Below are 23,211 nucleotides of genomic sequence, written 5' to 3'. Positions count from 1 at the left end.
CGCAACGATCAGCCCTCATTCCGGCGAGAGGTGAGCATGGCTCGCTCTCGCCGGAATGAGGGCTTCGTTCGATTCAGGCGATGACCGGATGATGCGGTACGCTATCGCGCCGCATATGGCCGTGCAGCCGCGGATCGTCATCGACCTCGACGCTGCGCTTGAACACGGTGAAGCCGGAGCGCTGATAGAACTCCGGCGCACCCTGGTGGTCCAGCGTGCAGGTGTGCACCCAGAAACGGCCGATCGGCTTCGCCCAGGCCTTGGCGAGGGCACGGTTCATCAGCCAGCGCCCGGCGCCGCGCCCGATCACGCTCTCATCGAGGCCGAAAAAGGCGAGCTCGCCTTCGCCCGGCACGCGGAAATCCAGTTCGAGCAAGCCGACATCGCGGCCATCATGCCGGACGGCGAAAAACTCCACTGCTGGATCGGCCAGGATCGCCTGGAGCTCCGCCACCGGCTTGACCAGCCGGCTGAACCACATCCAGCGTTCGCCCAGTGCGCGGTAGATCGCGAGATAGCGGGCGACATCCTCGCGCCCGATCGAATCGAGCGCGAACCCCGCCATGCCAGGCGGGTCGGAGCGTGGCGGCGGGGCCTCGAACATTTCGAGCGAGGTGACGATGGCGGCGATCTTGCCCGGCGGCAGGTCGGTGATGCCGGTCAGGCTGATGGAAAGGCTTTCGGACATGCTGGCTTCTTGATGCGACGAGGCGGGATGGGCAATGCCGCGATCATGACATGATCGCGGCGGCAGGGTCGGGGGATTTCGCCCGCGACACAAGAGCCATCGCCATGATCAGCACATGAGCCGGCCGCAAGAGCAGGATGCGAAAAAGTGGGAACCGGTTTTTCGCATTGATCCTGCTCTAACTCTTTGATGAGAGACGGATTCAGATTTCAGATGGGATCACTTCGTAATTCCATCTGAAATCATCCGGCTCTAGCGCCCAATCCGCTCCCAAAGGGGCATCCAGCCATGCGCCGCTTGCCCTCGCGCGCGACCGCTGGCAGAGAAGACGCAAGCCCCCGGCTCGCGTGTTTCCCGCATGTGCGATCGATGGCGTATCTATGGCTTTTCGTCTCCTCGCAGCTGCGGGTCCCATGAAAAAGTATCTCGACTATCTCTGGCCGATCATCGGGCTTGTCGCGGTCGTCTGGTCGGTCGACCTGCTCTGGGAGAAGCTCAAGACCGAGGCCGGCACGGACGCTGCGATCCAGGCCCTGCTGGAGCAAGGCAACCTCTGGGACAACATCAAGATCGTCGCGATCCGCATCGGCCAGAAGATCGGCCTGATCTCGCCTGACGCCTTCCTGCATGCCGCGCTCGCCACCCTCGTCGCCTATGCTGCGCTCGCCTGGTATGACCGCATCGCGCTCATCCATATCGGCAAGGAGAAAGGCATCTCCTGGCCCTATATCTCGCTGTGTTCCTTCGTCACCTATGCGCTGTCCCACAATATCGGCGCGTCGGTCTTCTCCGGCGGCATGGTGCGATTCCGGGCCTATACGGCCAAGGGACTGACAGCCGCCGAGGTCGCGGTGCTGGTGGCGCTGTGCTCCTTCACCTTCGCGTTCGGCACGATCCTGCTGCTCGGGCTCGTCCTGGTGATCGAGCCGGAAATCCTGCGCCCCCTGACGCGGCTCTCGACGCGCTTCGCGATCGGCGATCAGACGGCACGATTGATCGGCTTCGGCATGCTCGGCTTCGTCGTGCTCTACACGCTCGGCTCCTGGCTGAAGTTCAAGCCGTTCAAGATCGGCAAGTTCGAACTGATCTATCCGCGCCTGCCGATCGTCGCGCGCCAATATCTGGCGGCGCCGCTGGAGCTCGCCGGTGCGGCCGGCATCATCTATTTCGCCCTGCCAGACCAGGGCAATCCGGGCTTCATGATCGTGCTGGGTGCCTTCCTGCTGTCCTTCTCGGCCGGGCTGCTGAGCCAGGTGCCGGGCGGCGTCGGCGTGATGGAGGCGGTCTTCCTCGCTGTGATGCCGGGCGTGCCGGCCCCGGCCGTCTTCGCCGCGCTTTTGATCTGGCGGCTGTTCTACCTCATTCTGCCGCTGGTCGTGTCGCTGCCGGTGGTGCTCGCCTTCGAGCGCTCCCAACTCAAAAAACACAAATTGGCGGTCGCGGTCGCGCAGGCCGATGCCAAGGCCCGAAGCGCCGACCCACCGATCGTTTGAGGCTCCAGAGCGTTTTCGAGGACATTGCTCCAGGCGAAGGCTGGCCGGGCTATTTCCTGAGTGCGATCGCCGCCGCGCCGAACATCAGGAGCGCGCCGACCGCCTCGGGCCATCCGAAGGGCTCGCCAAGCGCTGCTACGCCAGCGCCCACCGCGATGACCGGGCTGACGAAGGCGAAGAGCCCGGCGTAGAACGCGCCCCAATCGCGCAACAGCCTCAGAAAGATGGTGAAGCCGATCAGCGAGCCGACGATGACGACGAAGGCGAGCGCCGGCGCCGTCGGCCATTCCACGAGCGCGCGCAGATGCGCGCCGCTGACGGGCTCGAGCGCGAATGAGAGCAAAATCAACCCGAGCGCGCCAATCGCGGTCTGCCACCCCGCCAGCGTCAGGGTCGGCATCGTGCCGGCGATCTTGCGGCTCAGCACCGCCCCGACGCAATGGCAGAACGTGCCCAGTGCAATCGCCGCCAGGCCCCAGAATTCCAGCCCATCGCCCTTCGCCGCGCTCAAGCCCCCTAGCGCCCGCGTCGCGAACAGGAAGCCGAGCCCGACCGCCCCGAGCGCGACCGCCGCGATGCGGCGCTCGCTGATGGGATGCCCCTCGATCACGCGGCTCGCCAGCACCGTATAGATCGGGATCGTCGCCATATTGATGATCGCCGCGAGCCCCGAGGGTGCATGCGCCATGCCCCAGAACAGCAAGGCGTAATTGCAGCTATTGACCAGCAGCCCCGTGCCGACGAGCCGCAGCCATGCCTGCGCCGGAACCTTGAACGCGTCACGCCCGGCCCAGGCGAGCAGCAGCAGGCCGGCAAGACTGAAGCGTGCCGCCGCCAGGAAGATCGGAGGCACATGCACTACCGCGATCTTGACCGGCAGGAAGGTCAGGCCCCAGGCCAGGCACATCGCGACGAAGAGAAAAACGTTGAGGGATAGGTATGGGTGCCTGGCCACGCGGCCCCGCGCCTCAATCGAGGCCTGCGCGATGAGGGCCCCAGCACCGCTGCGCAGATCCGTCATAGGAAACGCTGCAGGAAGACGAGGTCGAGCCAGCGGTCGAATTTGCGCCCAACCTGGTTGAAACGCCCCGCCTGGGTGAAGCCGAGGCGCTCATGCATCCGCAGCGACGCTTCGTTCGCCGCGTCGATACCCGCGATCACCACATGCTTGCCGAGCCCGGCGGCATAGGGGAACAGCGCCGAGACCAGGTCCTTGCCGAGCCCCCTGCCCTGCCTGTCGGCGCGGATATGGACGCTGTGCTCGACGGTATGGCGATAGCCCGGCCAGGCCCGGAAATCGCCGAAGGTGGCGTAGCCGACAGCTTCGCCGCCTTCATCGGCAACCAGCACCGGATAGCCCTGCTCGCTCCGCGCCGCGAACCAGGCCTGCCGATCCTCCAAGGTCGCCGGCGTCTCCGTGTAGACGGCGGTCGAGGTCGCGATCACGGCGTTGTAGATCGCCAGGATTGCCGGCAGGTCGGCCGCAAGGGCCGGTCGGATGCTCATGCTCGCGTTCCCAATCGTCCACTATAGAGTATAATATACTATTATAGTGGACAATCAGGCGTCAAGCTTGCTGGGCGCATGCGGCCGGGATGTGAGTTGCAGGAGGCAAGCCCGAGCAGGGTCAGGCGATAGAGCGGTGTCGCCGACAGCCGCCTCAGACGCTGCCGACCGTCTTCAGCCTGACGCGGGGATGGATCTCGGCCTGCGAGAGCACCGGCGTCTCCCTGCGGAAGCGCTCGATGATCTGGCGCGCGAAGGGCCGCGCCAGTCCGGAGGTGACGAGTGCCGGCATCTCGCCGATGCGCGCCGCCTCCTCGAACTTGTCGCGGACATGGCGCACGAATTCCTGCAGCCGCGAGGGCTGCATGGCGAGATGGCGCTCCTCGCCCTGGCCGATGATCGATTCGGCGAAGATGCTCTCCCAGGCCGAGGAGAGCGTGATGATCGGCAGATTGCCCTGGCCGTTGGAGAACTGCGCGCAGATCTGACGGGCAAGGCGTGTGCGGACATGCTCGGCGATGTCGCGCGGATTCTTGATGCTGCCGGCGACTTCCGCGATGCCCTCGATGATGGTGGCGAGATCGCGGATCGAGACGCGTTCCGCCAGGAGCAATTGCAGCACGCGCTGGATGCCCGTGGTCGAGATCTGGCTCGGCACGATCTCCTTGAGCAGGTCGGCATGGTCCTTCTGCAGCTCGCGCAGCAGCTTCTGCACCTCGCCATGCGAAAGCAGCTCGGGCATGTTCGATTTCAGCACCTCGGTGAGATGCGTCGAGATCACGGTCGCGGCGTCCACCACGGTGAAGCCGCGCAATTGCGCCTCGTCCTGCAAGGCGGCATCGATCCAGGTCGCGGGCAGGCCGAAGGTCGGCTCCAGGACATTATGGCCGGGCAGGTTCACCGCGCCACCCATCGGGTCCATGGCCATGTACTGGCCGGCATAGACGATACCGTGCCCGGCATCGATCTCCTTGATCTTGATGTAGTAGTAGTTCGCCTCGAGCTGGACGTTGTCGACGATGCGCACTGCCGGCATGACGAAGCCGAGCTCGGCCGCGAGCTGGCGCCGCAGCGCGCGGACCTGGTCCGTCAGCCTGTCCTGCCCGCCCGCCGCATTGACCAGCGGCAGGAGGCCGTAACCGATCTCGATCTTGAGCTCGTCGAGCTTGAGCAGGTCGTTGAGCGTCTCCTCCTTCGGCGTGCCGTCGGCGGAGAGCGGCGAGGCAGCCTGCGCCGCGACCTCCTCGTCTGCCTGCTTGGTCTTGGCGAGCTTGCCGAAATGAAACGCAAGCCAGGCCGAACCGCCGGCGAGCACGAGGAAGGGCAACATCGGAATGCCCGGCAGGATCGCAATCAGCAGCATCACCGCCGCCGACATGCCGAGCGCCTTGGGGTAGCCTGAGAGCTGCTTGCCGAGCGCCTTGTCGGCGGCGCCGCGCACGCCCGATTTGGAGACCAGAAGGCCCGCAGCGGTCGAGACGATCAGCGCCGGGATCTGGCTGACGAGACCGTCGCCGACCGTGAGCTGGGTGTAGTTGTGGGCGGCCGCGCCGAAGCTCATGCCTTGCTGCGCGACGCCGATGATGATGCCGCCGAGCACGTTGATGAAGGTAATCAGCAGCGCCGCGATGGCGTCGCCGCGCACGAATTTGGAGGCGCCGTCCATCGAACCGAAGAAGTTCGCCTCGTCCTCCAGCGCCTTGCGCCGGACCTTCGCGACCTCCTGGTCGATCAACCCGGCCGAGAGATCCGCATCGATCGCCATCTGCTTGCCCGGCATGGCATCGAGCGCGAAGCGCGCCGCAACCTCGGCGATACGGCCCGAACCCTTGGTGATGACGACGAAGTTGACGATGATCAGGATGGTGAAGACGATCACCCCGATCACGAAATTGCCGCTCATCACGAAATTGGCGAAGGCCTCGATGACATGGCCCGCCGCCGCGGCGCCCTCATGCCCATGCGCCAGGATCAGGCGCGTCGAGGCCAGGTTGAGCGCCAATCGGAACATGGTGACGATCAGCAGCACCGTCGGGAAGGCCGAGAACTCCAGCGGCTCCTCGATGAACAGCGCCGTCATCAAAACCAGCACCGACAGGATGATCGAAAGCGCCAGCAAAAGGTCGAGCAGGAGCGCCGGCAGCGGGAAGATGAGCACCACCAGGATGCCCATGACGCCGATCGCCAGGAACAGGTCCGGCCGGTTGAGGAGCTTCCCCATCGCGCCGCGGGTCGGCATGTTGAAGCCGCCGCCTTGGCCTGCCGTCACATCGGTCATCGACCAACCCACTCCCGTCGCCACGGCGAACCCGTCCGCATGCGGACATACGCCCCGACAGAGGCATAACCCGGCAATTCTTGCCGGGTACATGGTGAACGAGTGGTTAAGACAGCCGGAAAAACTGCCCCGGGAACCTTTCCCTGAACAGGCCGTTATCGAACTGCCGCGTTATCGCCGCATTGCGCCGCGTAACTTGGTGCGGGTCGACAAAACTGGTTTCGCAAGACCGCAGATATTGGAGAAAGACTTGGATAGACGTTCCTTTGTGATGAGCATTTTCGGCGGCCTAGCTGCCGCGAGCCTGGGCGGCACCGCGATTGCGCAAGCTGCCTCCGCGCAACCCGCTTCGCGCAAGCCGGAGATTGCCCCGGCCGTGCCGGCGACCGATGAGATCGACATCGCGAGCAAGACCGCGCTCGATAACACCGAGGCTGAGTTCACCCAGTATGTCGGGCGCCATCGCCCGCACCGGCCCTTCGTCCCTCGCCATCGCCGTCCAGTCATTGTGCGCCGGCCCGTCATCGTCCGGCGCCCGCATCGCGTCGTTCGCCGACGCCCGATCTACGTGCGCTGACATCTGCGCCCGGGCCCAAGCGCCCGGGCCAACGAGGCGGCGCCTGCAAGGCGCCGCCTTTTTCATAAAGAGGCCGCTCGACCGAGAGCAGCCTCGCGACAATCGGGAGGATGCCGGCATGACAGCGCCGGATACGGCTTTGCGGCCGACGATCTCGACCGATATCCCGGCCCGGCTCGACCGCCTGCCCTGGTCGCGGTTCCATACGCTGGTGGTGGTGGCGCTCGGCGTCACCTGGATCCTCGACGGGCTCGAGGTCACGCTCGCCGGCTCGGTCTCCGGCGCGCTGAAGCAAAGCCCGACGCTACGCTTCAGCAACACCGAGATCGGCATCGCCGGGGCAGCCTATCTTGCAGGCGCAGTCCTCGGCGCGCTCCTCTTCGGCTGGCTGACCGACCGGCTTGGCCGCAAACGACTCTTCACGATCACGCTCCTGGTCTATCTCGTCGCGACGGCGGCAACCGCCTTCTCCTGGAACTTTGCCAGCTTCATCATCTTCCGCTTCTTCACCGGCATGGGCATCGGCGGCGAATATACGGCCATCAATTCGACCATCCAGGAGCTCGTTCCGGCGCGGATGCGCGGCTGGGTCGATCTCGTGATCAACGGTTCGTTCTGGATCGGTGCGGCGCTCGGCGCGGTCGGCGCGATTATCCTGCTCGATCCTGCAGTCATCGATCCCGAACTGGGCTGGCGGCTCGCCTTCTTCATCGGCGCGGCTCTCGGCCTCATCATCCTCGTCCTCAGGCAATGGATACCGGAGAGTCCACGTTGGCTGATCAGCCATGGCCGCCCGAATGAGGCCGCCATGATCGTCGCCGGGATCGAACGGCGCGCCGGGGTCTCCGACAGCCCTGACGAGGTCCTGCCGAAGATCCACCTGCATCCGCGCGCCGCGACCCCGCTTCGGGAGGTCTTCCACGCGCTGTTCGTCAGGCACCGGCAGCGGGCATTGGTGGGGCTGGCGCTGATGGCCGCGCAGGCGTTCTTCTACAATGCGATCTTCTTCACCTATGCGCTGATCCTGACGGATTTCTACGCGGTGCCCTCGCAGGCGATCGGCTGGTTCATCCTGCCCTTCGCGGCGGGCAACGTGCTCGGGCCGATCATCCTGGGCCGCCTCTTCGACACCCTCGGGCGGCGGCGGATGATCGCCTTCACCTATGCGATGTCGGGCCTGCTGCTGGCTGTGACGGGTTATCTGTTCTGGCGCGACCTCGTCAGCGCCGCGCAATTGACGGCCTGCTGGAGCGTTGTCTTTTTCTTCGCCTCCACCGCCGCGAGCTCTGCCTATCTCACCGTCAGCGAGACCTTCCCGGTCGAGATGCGCGCCTTGGCGATCGCCGCCTTCTATGCCGTGGGCACCGGCATCGGCGGCGTCGCCGGCCCCTGGCTGTTCGGCGCGCTGATCGACACCGGCTCGCGCCTGAGCGTCTTCGGCGGCTACTTGTTCGGCGCCGCCCTGATGCTGGCCGCGGCCTTGATAGCTGCGCTTTTCGCGGTCCGCGCCGAGCGCAGATCGCTGGAAGACGTTACTCGCCCTCTCAACGCGGTCGACGAGCCCGCTCCCGAGCCGCTTTAGCCATGATCAGAGAAATTTGAAGAATAGGAACACAGACCACGAAAATGCGTTATCTTTCAGTCCCGATTGCGCGCTGTGATGCGGGCACGAATAGGGAATGGAAAACCAGTCTTCGGAGGATGTCGTGGATAGACGCTCATTCATCATGACGCTGATCGGCGGGATGGCCGCGGCCAGTCTCGGCGGTATGGCTGTCGCGGAAGCCGCCCAGCCCAAGCCCGCCCCAATGCCGGAACCGCAGCCGGCCAAGGCCGACGACCAGATCGCCGCCGAGACGAAGGATGGCCTGGACAAGACCGACGCCGAGTTCAGCCAGTATTATTACTACCGCCGGCCGCGCTATTATGCCCGTCCGCGGTATTATTATCGCCCGCGCTATTACCGCCGGCCGCGCTACTATCGCCGCTATCGCCGCTGGTGATCTGAGCTGACGGGAGCGGGTCAGGCCGCGCTAACGCGCGCCTGGCCCGGCTCGGCGACGGCGATGCCGGCCGCTCCGTATTCGCTCAGCTTGTTGCGCAGCGTCCGGATCGAGATCCCCAGAATCTTGGCCGCATGCGTGCGGTTCCCGAGGCAGTGGTCCAAGGTGTCGAGAATGAGCTCACGCTCGACATCGGCGACCGTGTGACCGACGAGCGAGCGCGTCACCGCCTCCGCCGTCTGCGCCGCGCGCGCCGCCGGGTCCCTGCCGCTGGCGGGGCCTAACGTCTCGCCCTCCGGCGTCATCACGGCTTCGGTGCCGATTTCGGGCCCCTGCGCCAACAGCACGGCGCGGTGGATCGTATTCTCCAGTTCGCGCACATTGCCCCGCCATGAATTGGTCAGCAGGAGCTTGCGCGCGTCGCTCGCCAGCGGCCGTAGCGGCAAGCCGTTGATCTCGGCATATTTCTTGGTGAAATGGTCGGCGAGCGCCAGGATATCGGCCGGCCGCTCGCGTAGCGCCGGCAGGCGCAAGTGCACCACGTTCAGCCGGTAGAACAGGTCCTCGCGGAACGAACCTTCGCGGACAGCATCGCCCAGATTGCGGTTCGAGGTCGCGATGATGCGAAGATCGACCCTGACCGGCTGCGTGCCGCCGACACGGTCGATCATGCGCTCCTGCAAGGCGCGCAGCAGCTTGGCCTGCAGCCGCACATCCATCTCGGAAATTTCGTCGAGCAGCAGCGTGCCGCCGCTCGCCTCTTCGAATTTGCCGATGCGTCGCGCCACCGCGCCGGTGAAGGCGCCCTTCTCATGCCCGAACAGCTCCGATTCGAGCAGGTTGTCGGGAATGGCAGCGCAGTTCACGGCCACAAAAGGCTTGTCCTTGCGCAGCGACTTCTGGTGCAGATGGCGCGCGATCACCTCCTTGCCGGTGCCGCTTTCTCCGGTGACCAGCACGGGGGCATCCGAGCGGGCGATCTGGGCCGCGAGCAGGACGACGCGCTCCATCGCCGGATCGCGCCAGATCAGGCTCGACTGATCAGCCGCGACGGCCTCCAGCACGGCAGCGATCAGTTCGGGATCGGGCGGCAGCGGCACATATTCGCGCGCCCCGGCCTGGATCGCGGCGACGGCGGCGCGCGCATCGGTCGAGGTACCGCAGGCGACGATCGGCGTGCGGATGCGCTCGGCCTCCAGCGCCGCGACATATTTCGCGATCGGCTGCGCGACGTCGATCATCAGCAGATCCGCGCCCTTGGCGCGCAGCACGGCGAGCGTCTGGTCGAGGCTCTCCGTATGCGTGACGCTCGCGCCATGCGCGATCGCGATCCGGGCGGCCGCGATGATCTGCCCCTTGAGACCGCCGACGATGATGAGGCGCATGGCTCAGGCCTTTCCGTATGAGAGCGTGATGGGGCGGCCGGTCTTCACCGGTCGGCCTTGATGATTTCGGTCATGGTGACGCCGAGCCGGTCCTCGACCACGACGACCTCCCCGCGCGCGACCAGCCGCTCGTTGACGAAGATGTCGATGGCCTCGCCGACGCGCCGGTCGAGTTCGAGTACGGCGCCTGGCACGATTTGCAGCAGGTCGCCGACCGCGATCCGCGACGAGCCCAGCACCGCCGAGACCGTGACCGGTACGTCGAAGACCTGCTCCAGATCCTCGGCGGTCTTGACCGGTACCGGCCCAGAGCGCGCCACCGAGGGCGTCTCGTGATCGAAGGAGAGGTCGGCCGGGTTCAGTGGTGGCAGGTTCAAGTCGTTGCCTTGGCTCATCTTGGTGTCCTCACTCGGCAAGGCTGCGCGGACCGGCATGGCCGAAAACGCCCGTCACAGCCTGCTCGACCAGTTGCGACAGACGCTGCGCGTCGATCACGAAGCCGCCATCGGCCCATTCGATGCGCCCGTCGCCGGGCGCGATCTCAGGCTCGCCGAGCACGACGAGACGCCCGGCGAAGCCGCTCTCCCGCGCCAGGCGAGCGATCAACGCTTCCACGGCCTCCGCCGCGCTGTCGTTCACCCGCAAGACGAGGTGTGGTGCCAGCCGCGCATGCGAAAGGCATTCGCGTACGGCGTGCTCGATCTCGGCCAGCGGCTTCTCGGCGAGCGCCGCGCCCGCCAGCGCCTTGGCCGTGGCGATGGCGATATGGGCGGCCTGCGCCTCGATCGCAGCGGTGCGGGCGTCCTCCTGGGCGAGCAGGCGCTCGGCCGTGCGGGCGAGCTGGCTGACCATGCCGTTGAGCTGTCCCTCGGCGTCGCGTCGCGCCTGGGCCTCGCCCGCGCGGAACGCCTCGGACTTCGCCGCGGCGAGATCCGCCTCGCCGGCGGCCCGCCGGCCGCCCTCGCGGAAATCGGTGCCAAACGTGAATTTCGTGGCGCTACGCATCATCAATAAACCAGTTCGTCTTCGGAGTTGCCCTTGGCCAGGACGATCTCGCCCTTGTCGGCGAGCTCCTTGGTCAAGGCCACCATCTTGGCCTGCGCCTCGTCGACCTCCTTGAGGCGCAAGGGGCCAAGGCCCTGCATGTCGTCCTGCATGTTCTTGGTGGCGCGCTGCGACATCGCACCGAAGAAGAAGTTGCGCATGTCCTCGCTCGCGCCCTTGAGCGCCCGCGCGAGCGTGTCCTTGTCGACCTGCCGCATCAGCGTCTGCAGCGCGGCGGGATCGAGCTTGCCGAGATCCTCGAAGGTGAACATCAGCGCCCTGATGCGGGCGGCCGATTCCTGGTTGGAATCGTCGAGCGCCGCGAGGAAGCGAATCTCGGTCTGGCGGTCGAAGCCGTTGAAGATCTCCGCCATCATCTCATGCGGGTCGCGCCGGCGGGTTTGCGTCAAGGTCGAGACGAATTCGGTACGCAGCGTATTCTCGATATGGTCGAGCGCCTCCTTCTGCACCGATTCCATGCGCAGCATGCGGCTGACGACGTCGATCGAGAGTTCGTTGGGCAGGTTGCGCAGAACATTCGCGGCGTGCTCCGCCCTGATCTTCGAAAGGATGACCGCGATCGTCTGGGGATATTCGTTCTTGAGGAAGTTCGCGAGCACGACCGCATCGATATTGCCGAGCTTCTGCCACATGTTGCGGCCGGCCGGCCCGCGGATCTCCTCCATGATCAGGGCGACCTGATCGCTCGGCAGGATCTTCTCCAAGAGCGAGATCGTCCGGTCGAACGAGCCCGTAACGGCACCCGCACTCGACAGCCGGCCGACGAAGTCCAACATCAGCCGCTCGACCTCGTCGGCGTCGACCGTCCCGAGCTCGGCCATGGCGCGGGTGATGATGCGGATCTCCTCATCATCGAACTCCTGCCAGATCGTGCGGCCATGATCCTCCCCGAGCACGAGCAGGATCACCGCGGCGCGCTGCGGCCCATTCATCTCCGCAATCGTGGTTACGCCGCCATAGCTCGCGGCTTCGCTATCCCGGTTGCCGGAGTTGCGCGTGGCGATGGAACGTTCAGCGGCCATGGCTCAAAGACCCGTCATGCCGCGGACTTCTCATGAATCCAGCCGCGCAGCACCGCGACCGAGTCGGCGGGGTTCTGCGACACCAGCGCGCCGATCTTCTCGACGGACTGAGCCTTGAGCTGTCCCTTGATCTGCGCAACCGCGAGCATGCGCTCGGACGGCGCCTCGACCTCCATATCGCGCGAGCCGTCCGGGCCCATCCCGGAGCGCGAGCTCGCAGGGTCGCCGGTGCCGTCGGCCAGGGCCAAACCGTCGCGCATGAAGCTCGGGATGGGCCGCACCACGCCCGGATCGGGCGCGAGCGCCTGCTTCAGCAGCGGCCGCACCACCACCATCAGCACGATCAGCGTCAGCAGCGAGATGACGCCGAGTTCGGCGAAGCGGATCAGATCCTCCTTGGTGAAGGAGAGCAGCTGCTGCATCAAGGATTGTTCGGGCAGCTCGACAATCGCCTGCGGCGCTTCAGCGAAGCGCAGATTGATGACCTCGACCTTGTCGCCGCGCGCCTCGTCATAGCCCATCGCCATGCGCACCAGCTGACCGATCCGGTCCAGTTCCTCGCCGCTGCGCGGCTGATAGGCGACTTCGGTGCCGTTGCGGCTGTAGTTTCCATCGACCAGCACCGCGACCGAGAGCCGCTTGACGCGCCCGCCCTCCAGCACCTCGGTGCGAGTCGTGCGCGAGATTTCGTAATTGACCACTTCCTCGTTCTTCGAGGAGGCGTCCTTCTGATTCTGCTGGGTGCCCTGCCCCGCCTGGGCTCCGGGCAGTTCGTTGCCGACCGTGACGGCCCCGTTCGCGCCATCGGTCGTCGTCGAATTCTCGGTGCGGTTCTGGCTGGAACGGATGACCTTGCTTTCCGGGTCATAGGTCTCCGAGCGGCTCTCGATACGGTTGGCGTCGAGGGTGGCCGAAACCTGGACCCGCGCCCGCCCCTGCCCGACGACGCTGGCGACGATATCCTCGACCTGCGTCTTGACCCGCTTTTCGATCCCCATCTGCCGCTCGTCGATGCCAAGCCCGACAAGCCCTTGCTCGCCCTGGGCGCCGTCGGCCAGGAGCCTGCCGCGTTCATCGACGATCGAGACGCGCTCGGGCTTGAGCCCGTCGACGGCGGAGGAGACGAGATGGCGCACGGCGCGCACCTGCGCGGCGTCGAGTTCGCCAGCAAGCTTGAGCACGATCGAGGCGCGCGGCGGTTCACGGTCGCGCTCGAACAGGCGCTTCTCCGGGATGACGAGATGTACGCGCGCCGCCTGGACGCGGCTGATCGAGCGGATGGTGCGCGAGAGTTCACCCTCTAGCGCGCGCAGATGGTTGATATTCTGGACGAAGCTGGTCGAGGAGAAGGCGTCGCCCTTGTCGAAGATCTCGTAGCCGACGCCGCCGCCGGACGGGATGCCCTTGCTGGCGAGGTCGAGCCGCAGCCGCGGCACATCGGCCTTGGCGACCAGCACGGTTTGCCCGTCGCCGCGCAGCTCGTATTTGATGCCGCGTGTATCGAGATCCTTCAGGATCGCACTGACATCCTGGTTCGACAGGTCGGAGAACAGCACGCTCATCGCCGGCTGCGACATCCTCAGCATGACGAAGCCGAAGAAGCCCACGAGGCCAAGCGTCACCGCTAGCATCGCCGCCAGGCGCGCCGCTCCGAATTTCGTAAACTGACCGACGATGCCGTTCACGCAGCCATCCGTTCCACAAAACCGACATCGCCGCACACAAGGTACGACGCACTAGGCAAGTTTTTCCCAGTGCATGGTTAGCACCGGGTTAACGAATGGTGGATTGATGGCGATAGGCACCGAAAATGCGAAAGGCGCCGGTCCGATCGGACCGACGCCTTGGTAATGGACCGGGCAATGGACCGGAAAAGCGATCCTATTGGCGGTAGTGCTGGATGCGGGTCGTCCGCAGGCCGGCGAGGCCGTGCTGATCGATCGACATCTGCCAGCTCAGGAATTCATCGACGGTCAGCGTATAGCGCTGACAGGCTTCCTCAAGGCTGAGAAGGCCGCCGCGGACGGCCGCAACCACCTCGGCCTTACGCCGGATCACCCAGCGGCGCGTATTCATGGGCGGCAGATCGGCAATCGTCAACGGACTTCCGTCCGGTCCGATCACGTACTTCACCCGCGGTCGCAAAGGCTCGGTCATGGTACACTCACACAACTCAACAGACCTACTTCTGCTGAGCATAGGCGTCCGGCTTTAAGATTTACCTAAAGCGAATCGGACGGCTTTCCCTATCTGCGCGTCGGCCGCCATCAGCCCTTGATCACTTTCTTGACCTTGTCGATCGCGACGCTGATCGTGCCGATCTTGAGCATCGGCGTATCGCCGCTCAGATCGATGCTGTCGACGACGCCGATGATTTCGGTCTTGGCAACCACCGCCTGGCCAGCCAAATCCTTGGCGTCGACGGTGATGGTGTAGTCGCCAGCCGGCGCGGTCCCACCGGTCGAGGTGCTGCCGTCCCACTGGACGGTCTGCTCGCCGGCGGCGAGGCTCGTCGTCAGGGTCCGGACCACCGAGCCGCTGGAATCCTTCACGGTGATGTTGGCGGTGCCGGCGCTCGCCATGTTCACCGACCAGTAGGCGGTTCCGTTCTTGAGCGGCGCCGTTGCACCATCGGCGGTGATCGTCGCGCCGATGAAGCCGACCGCATCCGTCGTCGTCGTCGCCTTGTTGAGAGTCAGCAGCGCGCTCAGCGTGTCGTTCATCTTGAGCTGCTGCTCAACGCCGGCGAACTGCACGAGCTGGGCGGTGAACTGGTTGGTGTCGAGCGGGTCGAGCGGGCTCTGGTTCTTGAGTTGCGTCGTCAGCAGCGACAGGAACTGGTCGAAATTCCCGGCGATCGCCGTCTGCGAACCGGTCACGGTGCTGCTGCTCGTCGTCGAGGAGGTGTTCTGGAACCCCGCGGTCGTCGTCGAGGAGGTGTTGGAAACGGCCATGGTACTTCTCCTTGCCGTCAGATGCTGAGATCGACGCCGCCGAGCCTGACGAGGCGGCGGGTCTGGATTGGCTGGGCGGGCACGACGATGTCTTCGCCGGTTTCCGTGGCTGTCGGCGTGCGACGCGGCGCGTCGTCCTGCTGCCGGTTCTGCCGGAAGCCGGACTGATCGGCGGGATCGCGCAAGCTGATCTCGACGCCCGCATCGGAGGGCTTGAGGCCGGCCTGTTCGAAGGCCCGCTCCAGCGTGCGCGAGTCGCGCTGGAGCATATGCAGCGTCTCGACCCGGTCGACGACCAGCCTGGCGCTGACCTCGCCCTTGTCGGAAACCTCGAGCTTGACGTCGACGCGGCCGAGCTCCGCCGGATCGAGCCGGATGTCGAATGACCGCGAGCCCGCCAGCGCCTTCATTCCGATCTCGATCGGAACCATGTGGAGCGGCGTCGTCTGCGTGGCTGCGGCAGGCTGGCCATGGGCCGTCGTGGCCTGCCCCGCGGCAGCCTGTTCCGGGGCGGCCAAGTCAGCGGCAGCGCCCGTCTTGCCGGCGCGCGGCTGCGTCAGCGCGGAAAGATCGACCAGGTTCTGCGGCGTCTGCAGCAATTCGAGCGGCTTGAATTCCGCCTGCGGCGCGGCCGACGCGGCCGGAGATGCAGCAGGCTCCTCCTTGCCGAGTTTGGTCGTATGCGCGGTCTGCTGCCCGCCGATCGCGAGTTGCGGCTTGCCGCCTTCGCCATCCGCAGGAACGCTGGCATCCACCCCCGCACCGCCGATGGCGGCATCGCCTTGCAAGAAGGCGGAGACAGCCGGTTTCGGCGAGGCGAGCCCGGCCTTGGCGATACCGCCAGCCAGGACGGCACCCGCGGCAGGCGCGGCGGCCTCGGTCGCAGCGGGGGGCACGGCGCCAGGAGCAATCGCGGCGGACAGATCGATGGTCGGCAATGCCGGGACAACGACGCCTTCGGCTGGCGTGGTGGGAAGCGCGGAGGCATCCACCGCCGACGTCTCGGTCGCCTTGTCCTTGACGCCCTTGGCGTCCTTCTCTTTTACGCCGTCGCCACTCGTCGGCGCCTCGGCCTGCGTGGCGACGGCGATGCTGACAAGTGCGCCGATATCCTGCTGAACCGGGGCCGAACCCGTGGCGCCCTGAGCGCCAGGCGTGGTCTCGCCCGGCTTGACGGCAGTCGGCGCCTGCGTGGCGGCATTCGTTTTTGCCGCGTCCGTCTTGGCAGCGTCTGTCTTGGCAGCGTCTGTCTTGTCCGCGCTCACCTTGTCTGCGCTCGCCTTGTCTTCGCTCGTCTTGGCAGCGTTCGTCTTGGCATCGGGCTTTTGCGGCGACGATTGATCCTCAGCCTGCGCCCGCTCGGGTTTCGGGCGCGGCGCGGAGGTGTCCTGCGCGGGCGCGGCCCTTTCGCGAGGCGTATCGTCTGGCAGCGTGAACGCCTCAGCCGCGCGACCGGAATCCGGCTCCGCCGCACGACGACGCACGGGAGCGGGTTCGGTCAAGGCAGACGAAAGCGTGAGCGACTGAACAGACATCGGCGATTCCGGACGCGGGCAACACAACACCCGCCCCTCCGGGGAGCAAGTCCTACGCCACACAATGCATAATTGATATCAATGGTTTAGCTGCCTCGCACGATCGACCTGACGGCAAGAAGCGCCGGTCTTGCACCCCAGCCCGGCAGGATTTGCCGATCGCGCGCTGGCAGGCGCGCACCAAAGCCGGTATAGAACCGCCGATCGCATCCGCCGCCGTCCCGGACCGGACCATCGCATGACCACGCCCCTCAATTCCCTCGACATCGCCAAGCCGCCTGCGGCCACGCGCGTCGTCGCGGCGATGTCCGGCGGCGTCGACTCCTCCGTCGTCGCCGCGCTGCTGAAGCGCGAGGGCTATGACGTCATCGGCGTGACGCTGCAGCTTTACGATCACGGCGCGGCCGTGCACCGCGCTGGCGCGTGCTGCGCCGGCCAGGATATCCACGACGCCCGCCGCGTCGCGGAGGCCATCGGCATCCCCCATTACGTGCTCGATTATGAGAGCCGTTTCCGCGACGCCGTGATCGAGCGCTTCGCCGAGAGCTATCTCGCCGGCGAGACGCCGATCCCTTGTGTCGAATGCAATCGCACGGTGAAGTTCCGCGACCTTCTGGGCCTGGCCCAGGAGCTGGGCGCCGATGCGCTGGCGACCGGCCACTACGTCGTCAGCCGCGACCTCGGCACCGGCCATCGTGGCCTGTTCCGCGCCGCCGACGCCGCGCGCGACCAAAGCTATTTCCTCTATGCGACGACACAGGAGCAGCTCGATCTGCTGCGCTTCCCGCTCGGCAGCATCGACAAGGCGCAGACCCGCGCGCTGGCCGCCGAACTCGGGCTCGGCATCGCCGACAAGCCCGACAGCCAGGACATCTGCTTCGTTCCCAATGGCCGCTATGCCGATGTGATCGAGAAGCTGAAGCCCGGCGCCTCGCGCCCCGGCGAGATCGTCCATCTCGACGGGCGCATACTCGGGCGCCATGACGGCGTGCTGCGTTACACCGTTGGACAGCGCAAGGGTTTGGGCCTCAGCGCGGCCGAGCCGCTCTATGTGCTGCGGCTCGATGCCGACCTCGCCCGTGTCATCGTCGGCCCGCGCGAGGCGCTGGGCGTGCGCGAGATCAGGCTGCGCGACGTCAACTGGCTCGGCGACCTGTCTCTGGATGCGCTCCCAGCCGAGGGGCTCGATGTCGCGGTCCGTGTGCGCTCGACCCGGGCGCCGCGCGAAGCCCGCCTGATGCGCGACGAGGACGGCCTCAAGATCGAACTCGCCAGCGATGAAGAGGGCGTTTCGCCCGGTCAGGCCTGCGTCATCTACACGGATGCCGGCCCCGATGCGCGCGTGCTCGGCGGCGGCACGATCCTGCGGCCGCCGCTCGCTATGCTAGCGCCCGCGCCTGCGTTCGCCCACGCGCAGCCCTGAGCCCGACGCCGCTCGCCCCGGCTTTCCCTGCAACCTCAATCGCCGCGAGCCGCTCCATGTCGGTGACTCACCTCGAAGCCCAGAAGCGCGCCTATGCGGCCTGGGCCAAGTTCTACGACAAGGTCTATCTGCGCATGCTGGCCCGCCCGCAGCGTGAGGCCGTCGCAGCGGCCTGCGCCTGCGGCCCCGACATCCTGGAGATCGGCGTCGGCACCGGGCTGACCCTGCCCTATTTCACGCAAGGCACGCGCGTGCTCGGAGCCGATCTCTCGCTCGACATGCTCAAAGTCGCCAACCGCAAGGTCGCGAGCCAAGGGCTCGCCCATGTCCGCGGGCTGATGGTGATGGATGCCTGCCGCCTGGGCTTCGAGGCCGAGCGCTTCGACGCCGTGACCGCGCAATTCGTGATCACACTCGTGCCCGACCCCGAGCAGGCCCTGGCCGAGATGGATCGCGTATTGAAGCCCGGCGGCGAGATCGTGATCTCAAGCCGCCTCGTCGACGATGGCGGCCTGCTTGCACCATTCTGGGCAGCACTTGCCCCCCTCGCCAAGGCAATCGGCTGGAGCACGGATTTCAAGGTCAGTCGCCTGACCGATTGGGCGGCCCGCACTGGACGCTACGAGACCGTCCATGTCGGCCGGGGCTATTTCAAAGTCGTCCGCCTGCGCAAGACCGCGTCACATCAAGCCGCTACGACCTGATCTGATTCCGGCCCGGCAGGCGCCAAGCTTGCCGTGCCGGAAGCGTGTTTCAGGAACGCCGGTCAGCCGGGCGCGGCGCGGCCTCGAAGCCGAAGCAGCCCGCCTGCGCGAGGTCGCCGCCCCGATCCGAGATGGCTTGGCAGGAGCGCAGACGCGCGCACATATCGGCCACCACCGTATAGCCGTTGCCGAACATGCCCGAGGGCTGCTTGTAGGCGCAGGCGGTCTCCCAGGCCGGCCGCTCGGCAGCAGCAGCCGGAACGCTCGCCATGGCGCCGAACGCCGCGATGCCCAGAGCGATAGCGGCCACGGTCTGGGCGATACGCGGCCTGGCAATACGCAGCCTGGCATGTGTCAAAAGGGACTGCGCAAACGAAACAGTGAAGGATGAAATGAGCGTTGCCATCAAAAGCGGCCTCCGAAATGACCGGCTGCGCAGCGGTGCGATGGCGGCGATCATCGTCGGCCATTCCCGCAGCGGCCCCTGACGCCGGTCTAGCTATCAGCTAAGCCGTCGCCTCCGGGCTTCAAGACTGCGCCAATGCAATGAGCGCATGGCAAACCTACAATACCCGCCGCAAAGAGCGTAATGCGCATGTCATATGATTACCTCTCATGCCGTCCGGAGGCTTGACGGCATCACCCTTCGCCCCCTATACGCGCCCTCACAAAGGCACGCCGTCAGCGGCGAGCCTTCGTCTCGGGGCGGGGTAGCTCAGCTGGTTAGAGCAGCGGAATCATAATCCGCGTGTCGGGGGTTCGAGTCCCTCTCCCGCTACCAACATCTAGGCCGACATTGGCCGTGGACGTACGAATTGCCCATTTCAGGGAACTTTCGCTAACCACACAGGTCGCTGAATGTGTGCTCAGCGCGCTGGCATGCTTCGGGACGTTTGGGATTCCTGTTGGCGTCGCAGCAACCAGCGCAACAGCTGACAGTCCCAGGTTCTGCGGTCGCAAAGACGGCGGCGATCAATGCTTAGGCCGTCGGCGCGCGTTCTCCTGCCAAATCAAGGCGCCTAGCATCGAGACGGCACATCTCCTCGCCGGAGAACGCGCGCGAGCGCGTCAGAAAGCGCTGCTCTGTGCCGTTCTCAAGCGAGAACATGCCACCCCGCCCCTTCACCACATCGATGATCAGTTGGGTATGCCGCCAGACTGCGAATTGCGATCCGCTGATATAGACCGGAGCACCGCCCACCTCTCCGAGTTTCACGTCATGGTCGCCGACGATGAACTCGTGCTGCGGGTAACACATCGGTGAGGAGCCGTCGCAGCAGCCGCCGGATTGATGGAACAGCACAGGGCCGTTGTCCGCCTGCAGCCTCGCGATCAGGTCGAGCGCGGCGGGCGTGGCCGAAACCTGCTCGATCGCATGCTGGCTCATGTCGAAGCCTCCTGCACCTGGAGCCGCCGCCGGCATCATCTTGCCGTGACGGATCGCGAAAGCCCGGCACGATGTATTGGCGACGGGCGCCCGCGATCGTGCCGGGAAGTGGCCTTGCTTCAGGCCTCGGGGAGGCTTCTCAGAAGAAGCCGAGTTTCTTGGGGGAATAGCTGACCAGCATGTTCTTGGTCTGCTGGTAGTGGTCGAGCATCATCTTGTGGTTCTCGCGGCCGATGCCGGACTGCTTGTAGCCGCCGAAGGCGGCATGGGCCGGATAGGCATGGTAACAGTTGGTCCAGACCCGGCCAGCCTGAATGGCACGACCGAAGCGATAGGCGCGACTGCCATCGCGCGTCCAGACGCCAGCACCGAGCCCATAAAGTGTGTCGTTTGCGATCGCGAGCGCCTCCTCGTCGTTCTTGAAGGTCGTCACCGAGACCACCGGCCCGAAGATTTCCTCCTGGAAGACCCGCATCTTGTTGTGGCCCCTCAGGACCGTCGGCTTGACGTAGTAGCCGCCGGCGAGGTCGCCCGGTAGCTCGCTGCGCTCGCCGCCCGTCAAGACTTCCGCACCCTCTTGGCGGCCGATGTCGAAATAGCTCAGGATCTTCTCGAGCTGCTCCGACGAGGCCTGCGCGCCGATCATGGTGGAGGCATCTAGTGGGTCGCCCTGCTTGATCGCCTCGACGCGCTTCAACGCCTTTTCCATGAATCGGTCGTAGATGCTCTCATGGATCAGCGCGCGGCTGGGACAGGTGCAGACCTCGCCCTGGTTCAGCGCGAACATGACGAAGCCCTCGATCGCCTTGTCGAGGAAGTCGTCCTCCTCGACCGCGACGTCCTTGAAGAAGATGTTCGGAGACTTGCCGCCCAGCTCCAGCGTCACCGGGATCAGGTTCTGGCTGGCATACTGCATGATCAACCGGCCGGTCGTGGTCTCGCCGGTGAAGGCGATCTTGGCGATGCGGTTGGACGAGGCCAGCGGCTTGCCCGCCTCCAGGCCGAAGCCGTTGACGATGTTGAGCACGCCCGGCGGCAAGATGTCGGCGATCAGCTCGGCGAAGATCAGGATCGAGGCAGGGGTCTGCTCGGCGGGCTTGAGCACGACGCAGTTGCCGGCGGCGAGCGCCGGCGCCAGCTTCCACACCGCCATCAGGATCGGGAAGTTCCAGGGAATGATCTGGCCGACGACGCCGAGCGGCTCGTGGAAGTGATAGGCAACGGTGTCGTGGTCGATCTCGGAGAGGCCGCCTTCCTGCGCGCGGATTGCGCCGGCGAAGTAGCGGAAATGGTCGATCGCCAGCGGCATATCGGCAGCGGTCGTTTCGCGGATCGGCTTGCCGTTGTCCCAGGTCTCGGCCTGCGCCAAGAGATCGAGGTTGTCCTCCATCACCTGCGCGATCTTGTTGAGAAGGAGAGCCCGTTGGGCTGCGCTGGTGCGGCCCCAGGCGTCCTTGGCGGCGTGCGCAGCATCCAGTGCCGCCTCGATGTCCTTGGCGTCAGAACGTGCGATCTCGCAGAGTAGCTGGCCGTTCACCGGTGAGGTGTTCTCGAAATAGCGCCCCGAGATCGGCTCAGCCCATTTGCCGTTGATGAAATTGCCGTAGCGCGCCTTGAACGGCGTTGCGGACGAGCGGATGAATTCTGGCTTGTTCATGGTGTCCTCCTTGTCGACGCATTGAGGCCGCGCCCTGAGAAGGAGGATCGGCTCTATCCAGCGCCGCTGTCAGGATCAGATCCGCATTTTCGACGGCAGAACTGTCTCAGCTTTGCGACAGATCGCGGAAGAGATCGCTGAATTGGCGCTACCGGGCGCGTTCAAGCCCAAGCCGCACAAGCTTGCGGTGCATGGTTGCGCGGCTGACGCCGAGCGCGCGGGCAGCGGCGGAAACGTTGCCATTGGCCCGGGCCAACGCTCTCTGCACGACGCCGCGCTCGGCGACGCTCAGTTCCTCGCCTGGCTTGGCTTCGTAGCCCATCAACAGGTCTTCCGCAGGAAAGGGCTGCGCGAGCCGTTCATCGGTCAGACCATAGGCCAGTCGCGCGGCGCGGCTCGCGCCGATGACGAGGTCTCCTTTGTCGACAGCCAGAAGCCCGCTGCCTCCACCGGCGCCGTCCTGAGCAACCACGATCCGCGCTTTCGGAAAGGCCATCCGGAAATGATGAGCCTCGATCCGGTGCGCCGCCTCGACCGTCGCGCTGGCGACCAGCTTCAGCATGGCCGGCGTCAGATCGGCGCGGCAAGTCGAAACGTCCAGCGTCGCGATCAACCGTCCCCGCGCATCCCAGATCGGGGCGACGGTGCAGCTCAGGCCGATATTGCGGGTTAGGAAATGCTGGTCGCGATGGATCGTCAGCGGGCGACCTTCGGCGACGCAGGTGCCGACGCCGTTCGTGCCCTCGCTGGCCTCGCTCCAGACCATGCCGGTCCAGAGGCCCATGTTGCGGAAGTCGAGATCATCTCCGGCAGCGCCCCGTCGGTCGAGCGGAATGCCCTCGCGATCGGTCAGCAGCACACAGCAGCCGGCATCGTCGACAGACTGGAAGAGGCGATCCAGAGAGGTCTGCGCCAGCCTAATCAACGGATCCAGGCGTTCGAAGGCAGCATCGAATTCAGCCTGACCGAGGCGCCAGGGCGGACGAGTGTGATCAGGGTCGAGGCCGTACTTCACGACCGAGCGCGACCAGGACGCCGCCACCGCAGACTGCCCGACGGCAGCCGCGTTGCTCAGCGTCGAATATATCCGATTGGCGTGATGGGCCCGCCCCGTCTCAGCCATGCCTGACACCCGTTTCCACCCGCCTCGCATGTCTTTTGAGGCCGAGGGCAGCGACGCCATCGCTTGCATGCGATTTCAGACATGTTCCGGCCGTTCCGGTCTTATTGTCAACCAAGTCAGCTTCCCAAAGAGCTCGTTCTGGGTAAGGCGGACTTCAGCTTGGTCCAACATGCAATGATTATATCGTCCGAGCCGGAAACGCTTCCTCATCGCCGAGAGGTTGGCGCGCGAAGGTCGGGGCTTGTTCTTGACTAGGCTCGGTTGCTAAACCGAAATTGCCTCGGCGCTTGGATATGTGGGGCAGCGATATGAGGCCCTCTCCCGCTCCAGCACTTTCCCCAAACGGGGTGCGGTTCTTCGATGACATTAGTGAGGGACCAGGCCGACATGCATCGGCCCGTCCCGTTTTCA

22 protein-coding genes and 1 tRNA gene are annotated in these 23,211 nt (G+C 65.6%); 7 read left to right on the top strand and 16 right to left on the bottom strand.

Annotated features, from left to right (window positions below; translation table 11 throughout):
* Window positions 1–73 precede the first annotated feature (73 nt).
* The gene (locus tag ACSQ3P_RS20300; RefSeq protein ID WP_436167301.1) at window positions 74–688 is read right to left on the bottom strand and encodes a GNAT family N-acetyltransferase; all 615 of its coding nucleotides are present in this window, start codon (window positions 686–688) and stop codon (window positions 74–76) included.
* A gap of 413 nt (window positions 689–1,101) precedes the next feature.
* On the opposite strand from ACSQ3P_RS20300, the gene ACSQ3P_RS20295 reads away from it, so the two are divergent.
* A complete protein-coding gene (locus ACSQ3P_RS20295) occupies window positions 1,102–2,181 on the top strand; it encodes a lysylphosphatidylglycerol synthase transmembrane domain-containing protein (RefSeq protein ID WP_436167300.1) in 1,080 nt (359 codons plus the stop codon).
* A 49-nt stretch (window positions 2,182–2,230) separates the two neighbouring features.
* On the opposite strand, the gene ACSQ3P_RS20290 is transcribed toward ACSQ3P_RS20295, so the two are convergent.
* The 3 genes from ACSQ3P_RS20290 to flhA all read right to left on the bottom strand — a co-directional run bounded on the left by ACSQ3P_RS20290 (window position 2,231) and on the right by flhA (window position 5,965).
* Window positions 2,231–3,136 (bottom strand): DMT family transporter, encoded by a 906-nt coding sequence (locus ACSQ3P_RS20290; RefSeq protein WP_436167299.1) that lies wholly within the window; start codon window positions 3,134–3,136, stop codon window positions 2,231–2,233.
* Window positions 3,137–3,198: 62 nt separating this feature from the next.
* Window positions 3,199–3,687 (bottom strand): N-acetyltransferase family protein, encoded by a 489-nt coding sequence (locus tag ACSQ3P_RS20285; RefSeq protein WP_436167298.1) that lies wholly within the window; start codon window positions 3,685–3,687, stop codon window positions 3,199–3,201.
* A 154-nt stretch (window positions 3,688–3,841) separates the two neighbouring features.
* Window positions 3,842–5,965 carry a flagellar biosynthesis protein FlhA gene (gene flhA, locus ACSQ3P_RS20280; RefSeq protein WP_436167297.1) on the bottom strand — a complete coding sequence of 708 codons (2,124 nt, stop codon included), beginning with the start codon at window positions 5,963–5,965 and terminating at the stop codon, window positions 3,842–3,844.
* 91 nt (window positions 5,966–6,056) lie between these two features.
* Between flhA and ACSQ3P_RS20275 the strand changes: the two genes are divergently transcribed.
* The 3 genes from ACSQ3P_RS20275 to ACSQ3P_RS20265 all read left to right on the top strand — a co-directional run bounded on the left by ACSQ3P_RS20275 (window position 6,057) and on the right by ACSQ3P_RS20265 (window position 8,545).
* Entirely contained in the window at window positions 6,057–6,542 is a 486-nt protein-coding gene (locus ACSQ3P_RS20275) for a hypothetical protein (protein WP_436167296.1), read from the top strand.
* A gap of 118 nt (window positions 6,543–6,660) precedes the next feature.
* On the top strand, window positions 6,661–8,124 hold the full coding sequence (locus ACSQ3P_RS20270) for an MFS transporter (RefSeq protein WP_436167295.1): 1,464 nt from the start codon (window positions 6,661–6,663) through the stop codon (window positions 8,122–8,124).
* Window positions 8,125–8,248: 124 nt separating this feature from the next.
* Window positions 8,249–8,545 (top strand): hypothetical protein, encoded by a 297-nt coding sequence (locus ACSQ3P_RS20265; RefSeq protein ID WP_436167294.1) that lies wholly within the window; start codon window positions 8,249–8,251, stop codon window positions 8,543–8,545.
* 20 nt (window positions 8,546–8,565) lie between these two features.
* Here ACSQ3P_RS20265 and flbD read toward each other — a convergent pair whose 3' ends face one another.
* The 8 genes from flbD to ACSQ3P_RS20225 all read right to left on the bottom strand — a co-directional run bounded on the left by flbD (window position 8,566) and on the right by ACSQ3P_RS20225 (window position 16,506).
* Window positions 8,566–9,930 (bottom strand): sigma-54-dependent transcriptional regulator FlbD, encoded by a 1,365-nt coding sequence (gene flbD / locus ACSQ3P_RS20260; protein ID WP_436167293.1) that lies wholly within the window; start codon window positions 9,928–9,930, stop codon window positions 8,566–8,568.
* A gap of 44 nt (window positions 9,931–9,974) precedes the next feature.
* Window positions 9,975–10,325: a flagellar motor switch protein FliN gene (gene fliN / locus ACSQ3P_RS20255; protein ID WP_436167292.1), complete on the bottom strand. Its 351-nt coding sequence runs from the start codon at window positions 10,323–10,325 to the stop codon at window positions 9,975–9,977.
* A gap of 10 nt (window positions 10,326–10,335) precedes the next feature.
* The gene (locus tag ACSQ3P_RS20250; protein WP_436167291.1) at window positions 10,336–10,935 is read right to left on the bottom strand and encodes a FliH/SctL family protein; all 600 of its coding nucleotides are present in this window, start codon (window positions 10,933–10,935) and stop codon (window positions 10,336–10,338) included.
* 2 nt (window positions 10,936–10,937) lie between these two features.
* On the bottom strand, window positions 10,938–12,017 hold the full coding sequence (fliG, locus tag ACSQ3P_RS20245) for a flagellar motor switch protein FliG (RefSeq protein ID WP_436167290.1): 1,080 nt from the start codon (window positions 12,015–12,017) through the stop codon (window positions 10,938–10,940).
* 14 nt (window positions 12,018–12,031) lie between these two features.
* The gene (fliF, locus tag ACSQ3P_RS20240; protein ID WP_436167289.1) at window positions 12,032–13,702 is read right to left on the bottom strand and encodes a flagellar basal-body MS-ring/collar protein FliF; all 1,671 of its coding nucleotides are present in this window, start codon (window positions 13,700–13,702) and stop codon (window positions 12,032–12,034) included.
* A 196-nt stretch (window positions 13,703–13,898) separates the two neighbouring features.
* Window positions 13,899–14,174, bottom strand: a complete 276-nt coding sequence (gene sciP / locus ACSQ3P_RS20235; protein ID WP_038359348.1) for a CtrA inhibitor SciP — start codon at window positions 14,172–14,174, stop codon at window positions 13,899–13,901.
* A gap of 110 nt (window positions 14,175–14,284) precedes the next feature.
* On the bottom strand, window positions 14,285–14,971 hold the full coding sequence (locus tag ACSQ3P_RS20230) for a flagellar hook assembly protein FlgD (protein ID WP_436167288.1): 687 nt from the start codon (window positions 14,969–14,971) through the stop codon (window positions 14,285–14,287).
* 17 nt (window positions 14,972–14,988) lie between these two features.
* Window positions 14,989–16,506: a flagellar hook-length control protein FliK gene (locus ACSQ3P_RS20225; RefSeq protein WP_436167287.1), complete on the bottom strand. Its 1,518-nt coding sequence runs from the start codon at window positions 16,504–16,506 to the stop codon at window positions 14,989–14,991.
* Between the two features lie 238 nt (window positions 16,507–16,744).
* Between ACSQ3P_RS20225 and mnmA the strand changes: the two genes are divergently transcribed.
* Window positions 16,745–17,929: a tRNA 2-thiouridine(34) synthase MnmA gene (gene mnmA, locus ACSQ3P_RS20220; protein WP_436167286.1), complete on the top strand. Its 1,185-nt coding sequence runs from the start codon at window positions 16,745–16,747 to the stop codon at window positions 17,927–17,929.
* Between the two features lie 56 nt (window positions 17,930–17,985).
* Window positions 17,986–18,633, top strand: coding sequence for a class I SAM-dependent methyltransferase (locus tag ACSQ3P_RS20215; RefSeq protein ID WP_436167285.1), 648 nt, complete (start codon window positions 17,986–17,988; stop codon window positions 18,631–18,633).
* Between the two features lie 49 nt (window positions 18,634–18,682).
* On the opposite strand, the gene ACSQ3P_RS20210 is transcribed toward ACSQ3P_RS20215, so the two are convergent.
* Window positions 18,683–19,093: a hypothetical protein gene (locus ACSQ3P_RS20210; RefSeq protein ID WP_436167284.1), complete on the bottom strand. Its 411-nt coding sequence runs from the start codon at window positions 19,091–19,093 to the stop codon at window positions 18,683–18,685.
* A gap of 244 nt (window positions 19,094–19,337) precedes the next feature.
* On the opposite strand from ACSQ3P_RS20210, the gene ACSQ3P_RS20205 reads away from it, so the two are divergent.
* Window positions 19,338–19,414, top strand: a tRNA-Met gene (locus ACSQ3P_RS20205).
* A gap of 198 nt (window positions 19,415–19,612) precedes the next feature.
* Here the strand turns inward: ACSQ3P_RS20205 and ACSQ3P_RS20200 are convergent.
* The 3 genes from ACSQ3P_RS20200 to ACSQ3P_RS20190 all read right to left on the bottom strand — a co-directional run bounded on the left by ACSQ3P_RS20200 (window position 19,613) and on the right by ACSQ3P_RS20190 (window position 22,800).
* A complete protein-coding gene (locus ACSQ3P_RS20200) occupies window positions 19,613–20,020 on the bottom strand; it encodes a DUF779 domain-containing protein (RefSeq protein WP_436167283.1) in 408 nt (135 codons plus the stop codon).
* Window positions 20,021–20,159: 139 nt separating this feature from the next.
* Window positions 20,160–21,677, bottom strand: a complete 1,518-nt coding sequence (adh, locus tag ACSQ3P_RS20195; protein WP_436167282.1) for an aldehyde dehydrogenase — start codon at window positions 21,675–21,677, stop codon at window positions 20,160–20,162.
* 148 nt (window positions 21,678–21,825) lie between these two features.
* Window positions 21,826–22,800 carry a GAF domain-containing protein gene (locus tag ACSQ3P_RS20190; RefSeq protein WP_436167281.1) on the bottom strand — a complete coding sequence of 325 codons (975 nt, stop codon included), beginning with the start codon at window positions 22,798–22,800 and terminating at the stop codon, window positions 21,826–21,828.
* Window positions 22,801–23,211: the final 411 nt, after the last annotated feature.

Source organism: Allobosea sp. LjRoot9 (genome assembly GCF_964252745.1).
GTDB lineage: Bacteria > Pseudomonadota > Alphaproteobacteria > Rhizobiales > Beijerinckiaceae > Allobosea.
Note: the sequence above shows the minus strand (reverse complement) of the source record. Positions and strands in the feature narration are given on the sequence as shown.

What these genes read in the sequence shown, in the direction of transcription:
- ACSQ3P_RS20300 (WP_436167301.1), bottom strand. Translation starts at nt 688, where the DNA reads ATGTCCGAAAGCCTTTCCATCAGCCTGACCGGCATCACCGACCTGCCG.
- ACSQ3P_RS20295 (WP_436167300.1), top strand. Translation starts at nt 1,102, where the DNA reads ATGAAAAAGTATCTCGACTATCTCTGGCCGATCATCGGGCTTGTCGCG.
- ACSQ3P_RS20285 (WP_436167298.1), bottom strand. Translation starts at nt 3,687, where the DNA reads ATGAGCATCCGACCGGCCCTTGCGGCCGACCTGCCGGCAATCCTGGCG.
- flhA (WP_436167297.1), bottom strand. Translation starts at nt 5,965, where the DNA reads ATGACCGATGTGACGGCAGGCCAAGGCGGCGGCTTCAACATGCCGACC.
- ACSQ3P_RS20275 (WP_436167296.1), top strand. Translation starts at nt 6,057, where the DNA reads ATGGTGAACGAGTGGTTAAGACAGCCGGAAAAACTGCCCCGGGAACCT.
- ACSQ3P_RS20270 (WP_436167295.1), top strand. Translation starts at nt 6,661, where the DNA reads ATGACAGCGCCGGATACGGCTTTGCGGCCGACGATCTCGACCGATATC.
- flbD (WP_436167293.1), bottom strand. Translation starts at nt 9,930, where the DNA reads ATGCGCCTCATCATCGTCGGCGGTCTCAAGGGGCAGATCATCGCGGCC.
- fliN (WP_436167292.1), bottom strand. Translation starts at nt 10,325, where the DNA reads ATGAGCCAAGGCAACGACTTGAACCTGCCACCACTGAACCCGGCCGAC.
- ACSQ3P_RS20250 (WP_436167291.1), bottom strand. Translation starts at nt 10,935, where the DNA reads ATGCGTAGCGCCACGAAATTCACGTTTGGCACCGATTTCCGCGAGGGC.
- fliG (WP_436167290.1), bottom strand. Translation starts at nt 12,017, where the DNA reads ATGGCCGCTGAACGTTCCATCGCCACGCGCAACTCCGGCAACCGGGAT.
- sciP (WP_038359348.1), bottom strand. Translation starts at nt 14,174, where the DNA reads ATGACCGAGCCTTTGCGACCGCGGGTGAAGTACGTGATCGGACCGGAC.
- ACSQ3P_RS20230 (WP_436167288.1), bottom strand. Translation starts at nt 14,971, where the DNA reads ATGGCCGTTTCCAACACCTCCTCGACGACGACCGCGGGGTTCCAGAAC.
- ACSQ3P_RS20225 (WP_436167287.1), bottom strand. Translation starts at nt 16,506, where the DNA reads ATGTCTGTTCAGTCGCTCACGCTTTCGTCTGCCTTGACCGAACCCGCT.
- mnmA (WP_436167286.1), top strand. Translation starts at nt 16,745, where the DNA reads ATGACCACGCCCCTCAATTCCCTCGACATCGCCAAGCCGCCTGCGGCC.
- ACSQ3P_RS20215 (WP_436167285.1), top strand. Translation starts at nt 17,986, where the DNA reads ATGTCGGTGACTCACCTCGAAGCCCAGAAGCGCGCCTATGCGGCCTGG.
- ACSQ3P_RS20210 (WP_436167284.1), bottom strand. Translation starts at nt 19,093, where the DNA reads ATGATCGCCGCCATCGCACCGCTGCGCAGCCGGTCATTTCGGAGGCCG.
- ACSQ3P_RS20200 (WP_436167283.1), bottom strand. Translation starts at nt 20,020, where the DNA reads ATGAGCCAGCATGCGATCGAGCAGGTTTCGGCCACGCCCGCCGCGCTC.
- adh (WP_436167282.1), bottom strand. Translation starts at nt 21,677, where the DNA reads ATGAACAAGCCAGAATTCATCCGCTCGTCCGCAACGCCGTTCAAGGCG.
- ACSQ3P_RS20190 (WP_436167281.1), bottom strand. Translation starts at nt 22,800, where the DNA reads ATGGCTGAGACGGGGCGGGCCCATCACGCCAATCGGATATATTCGACG.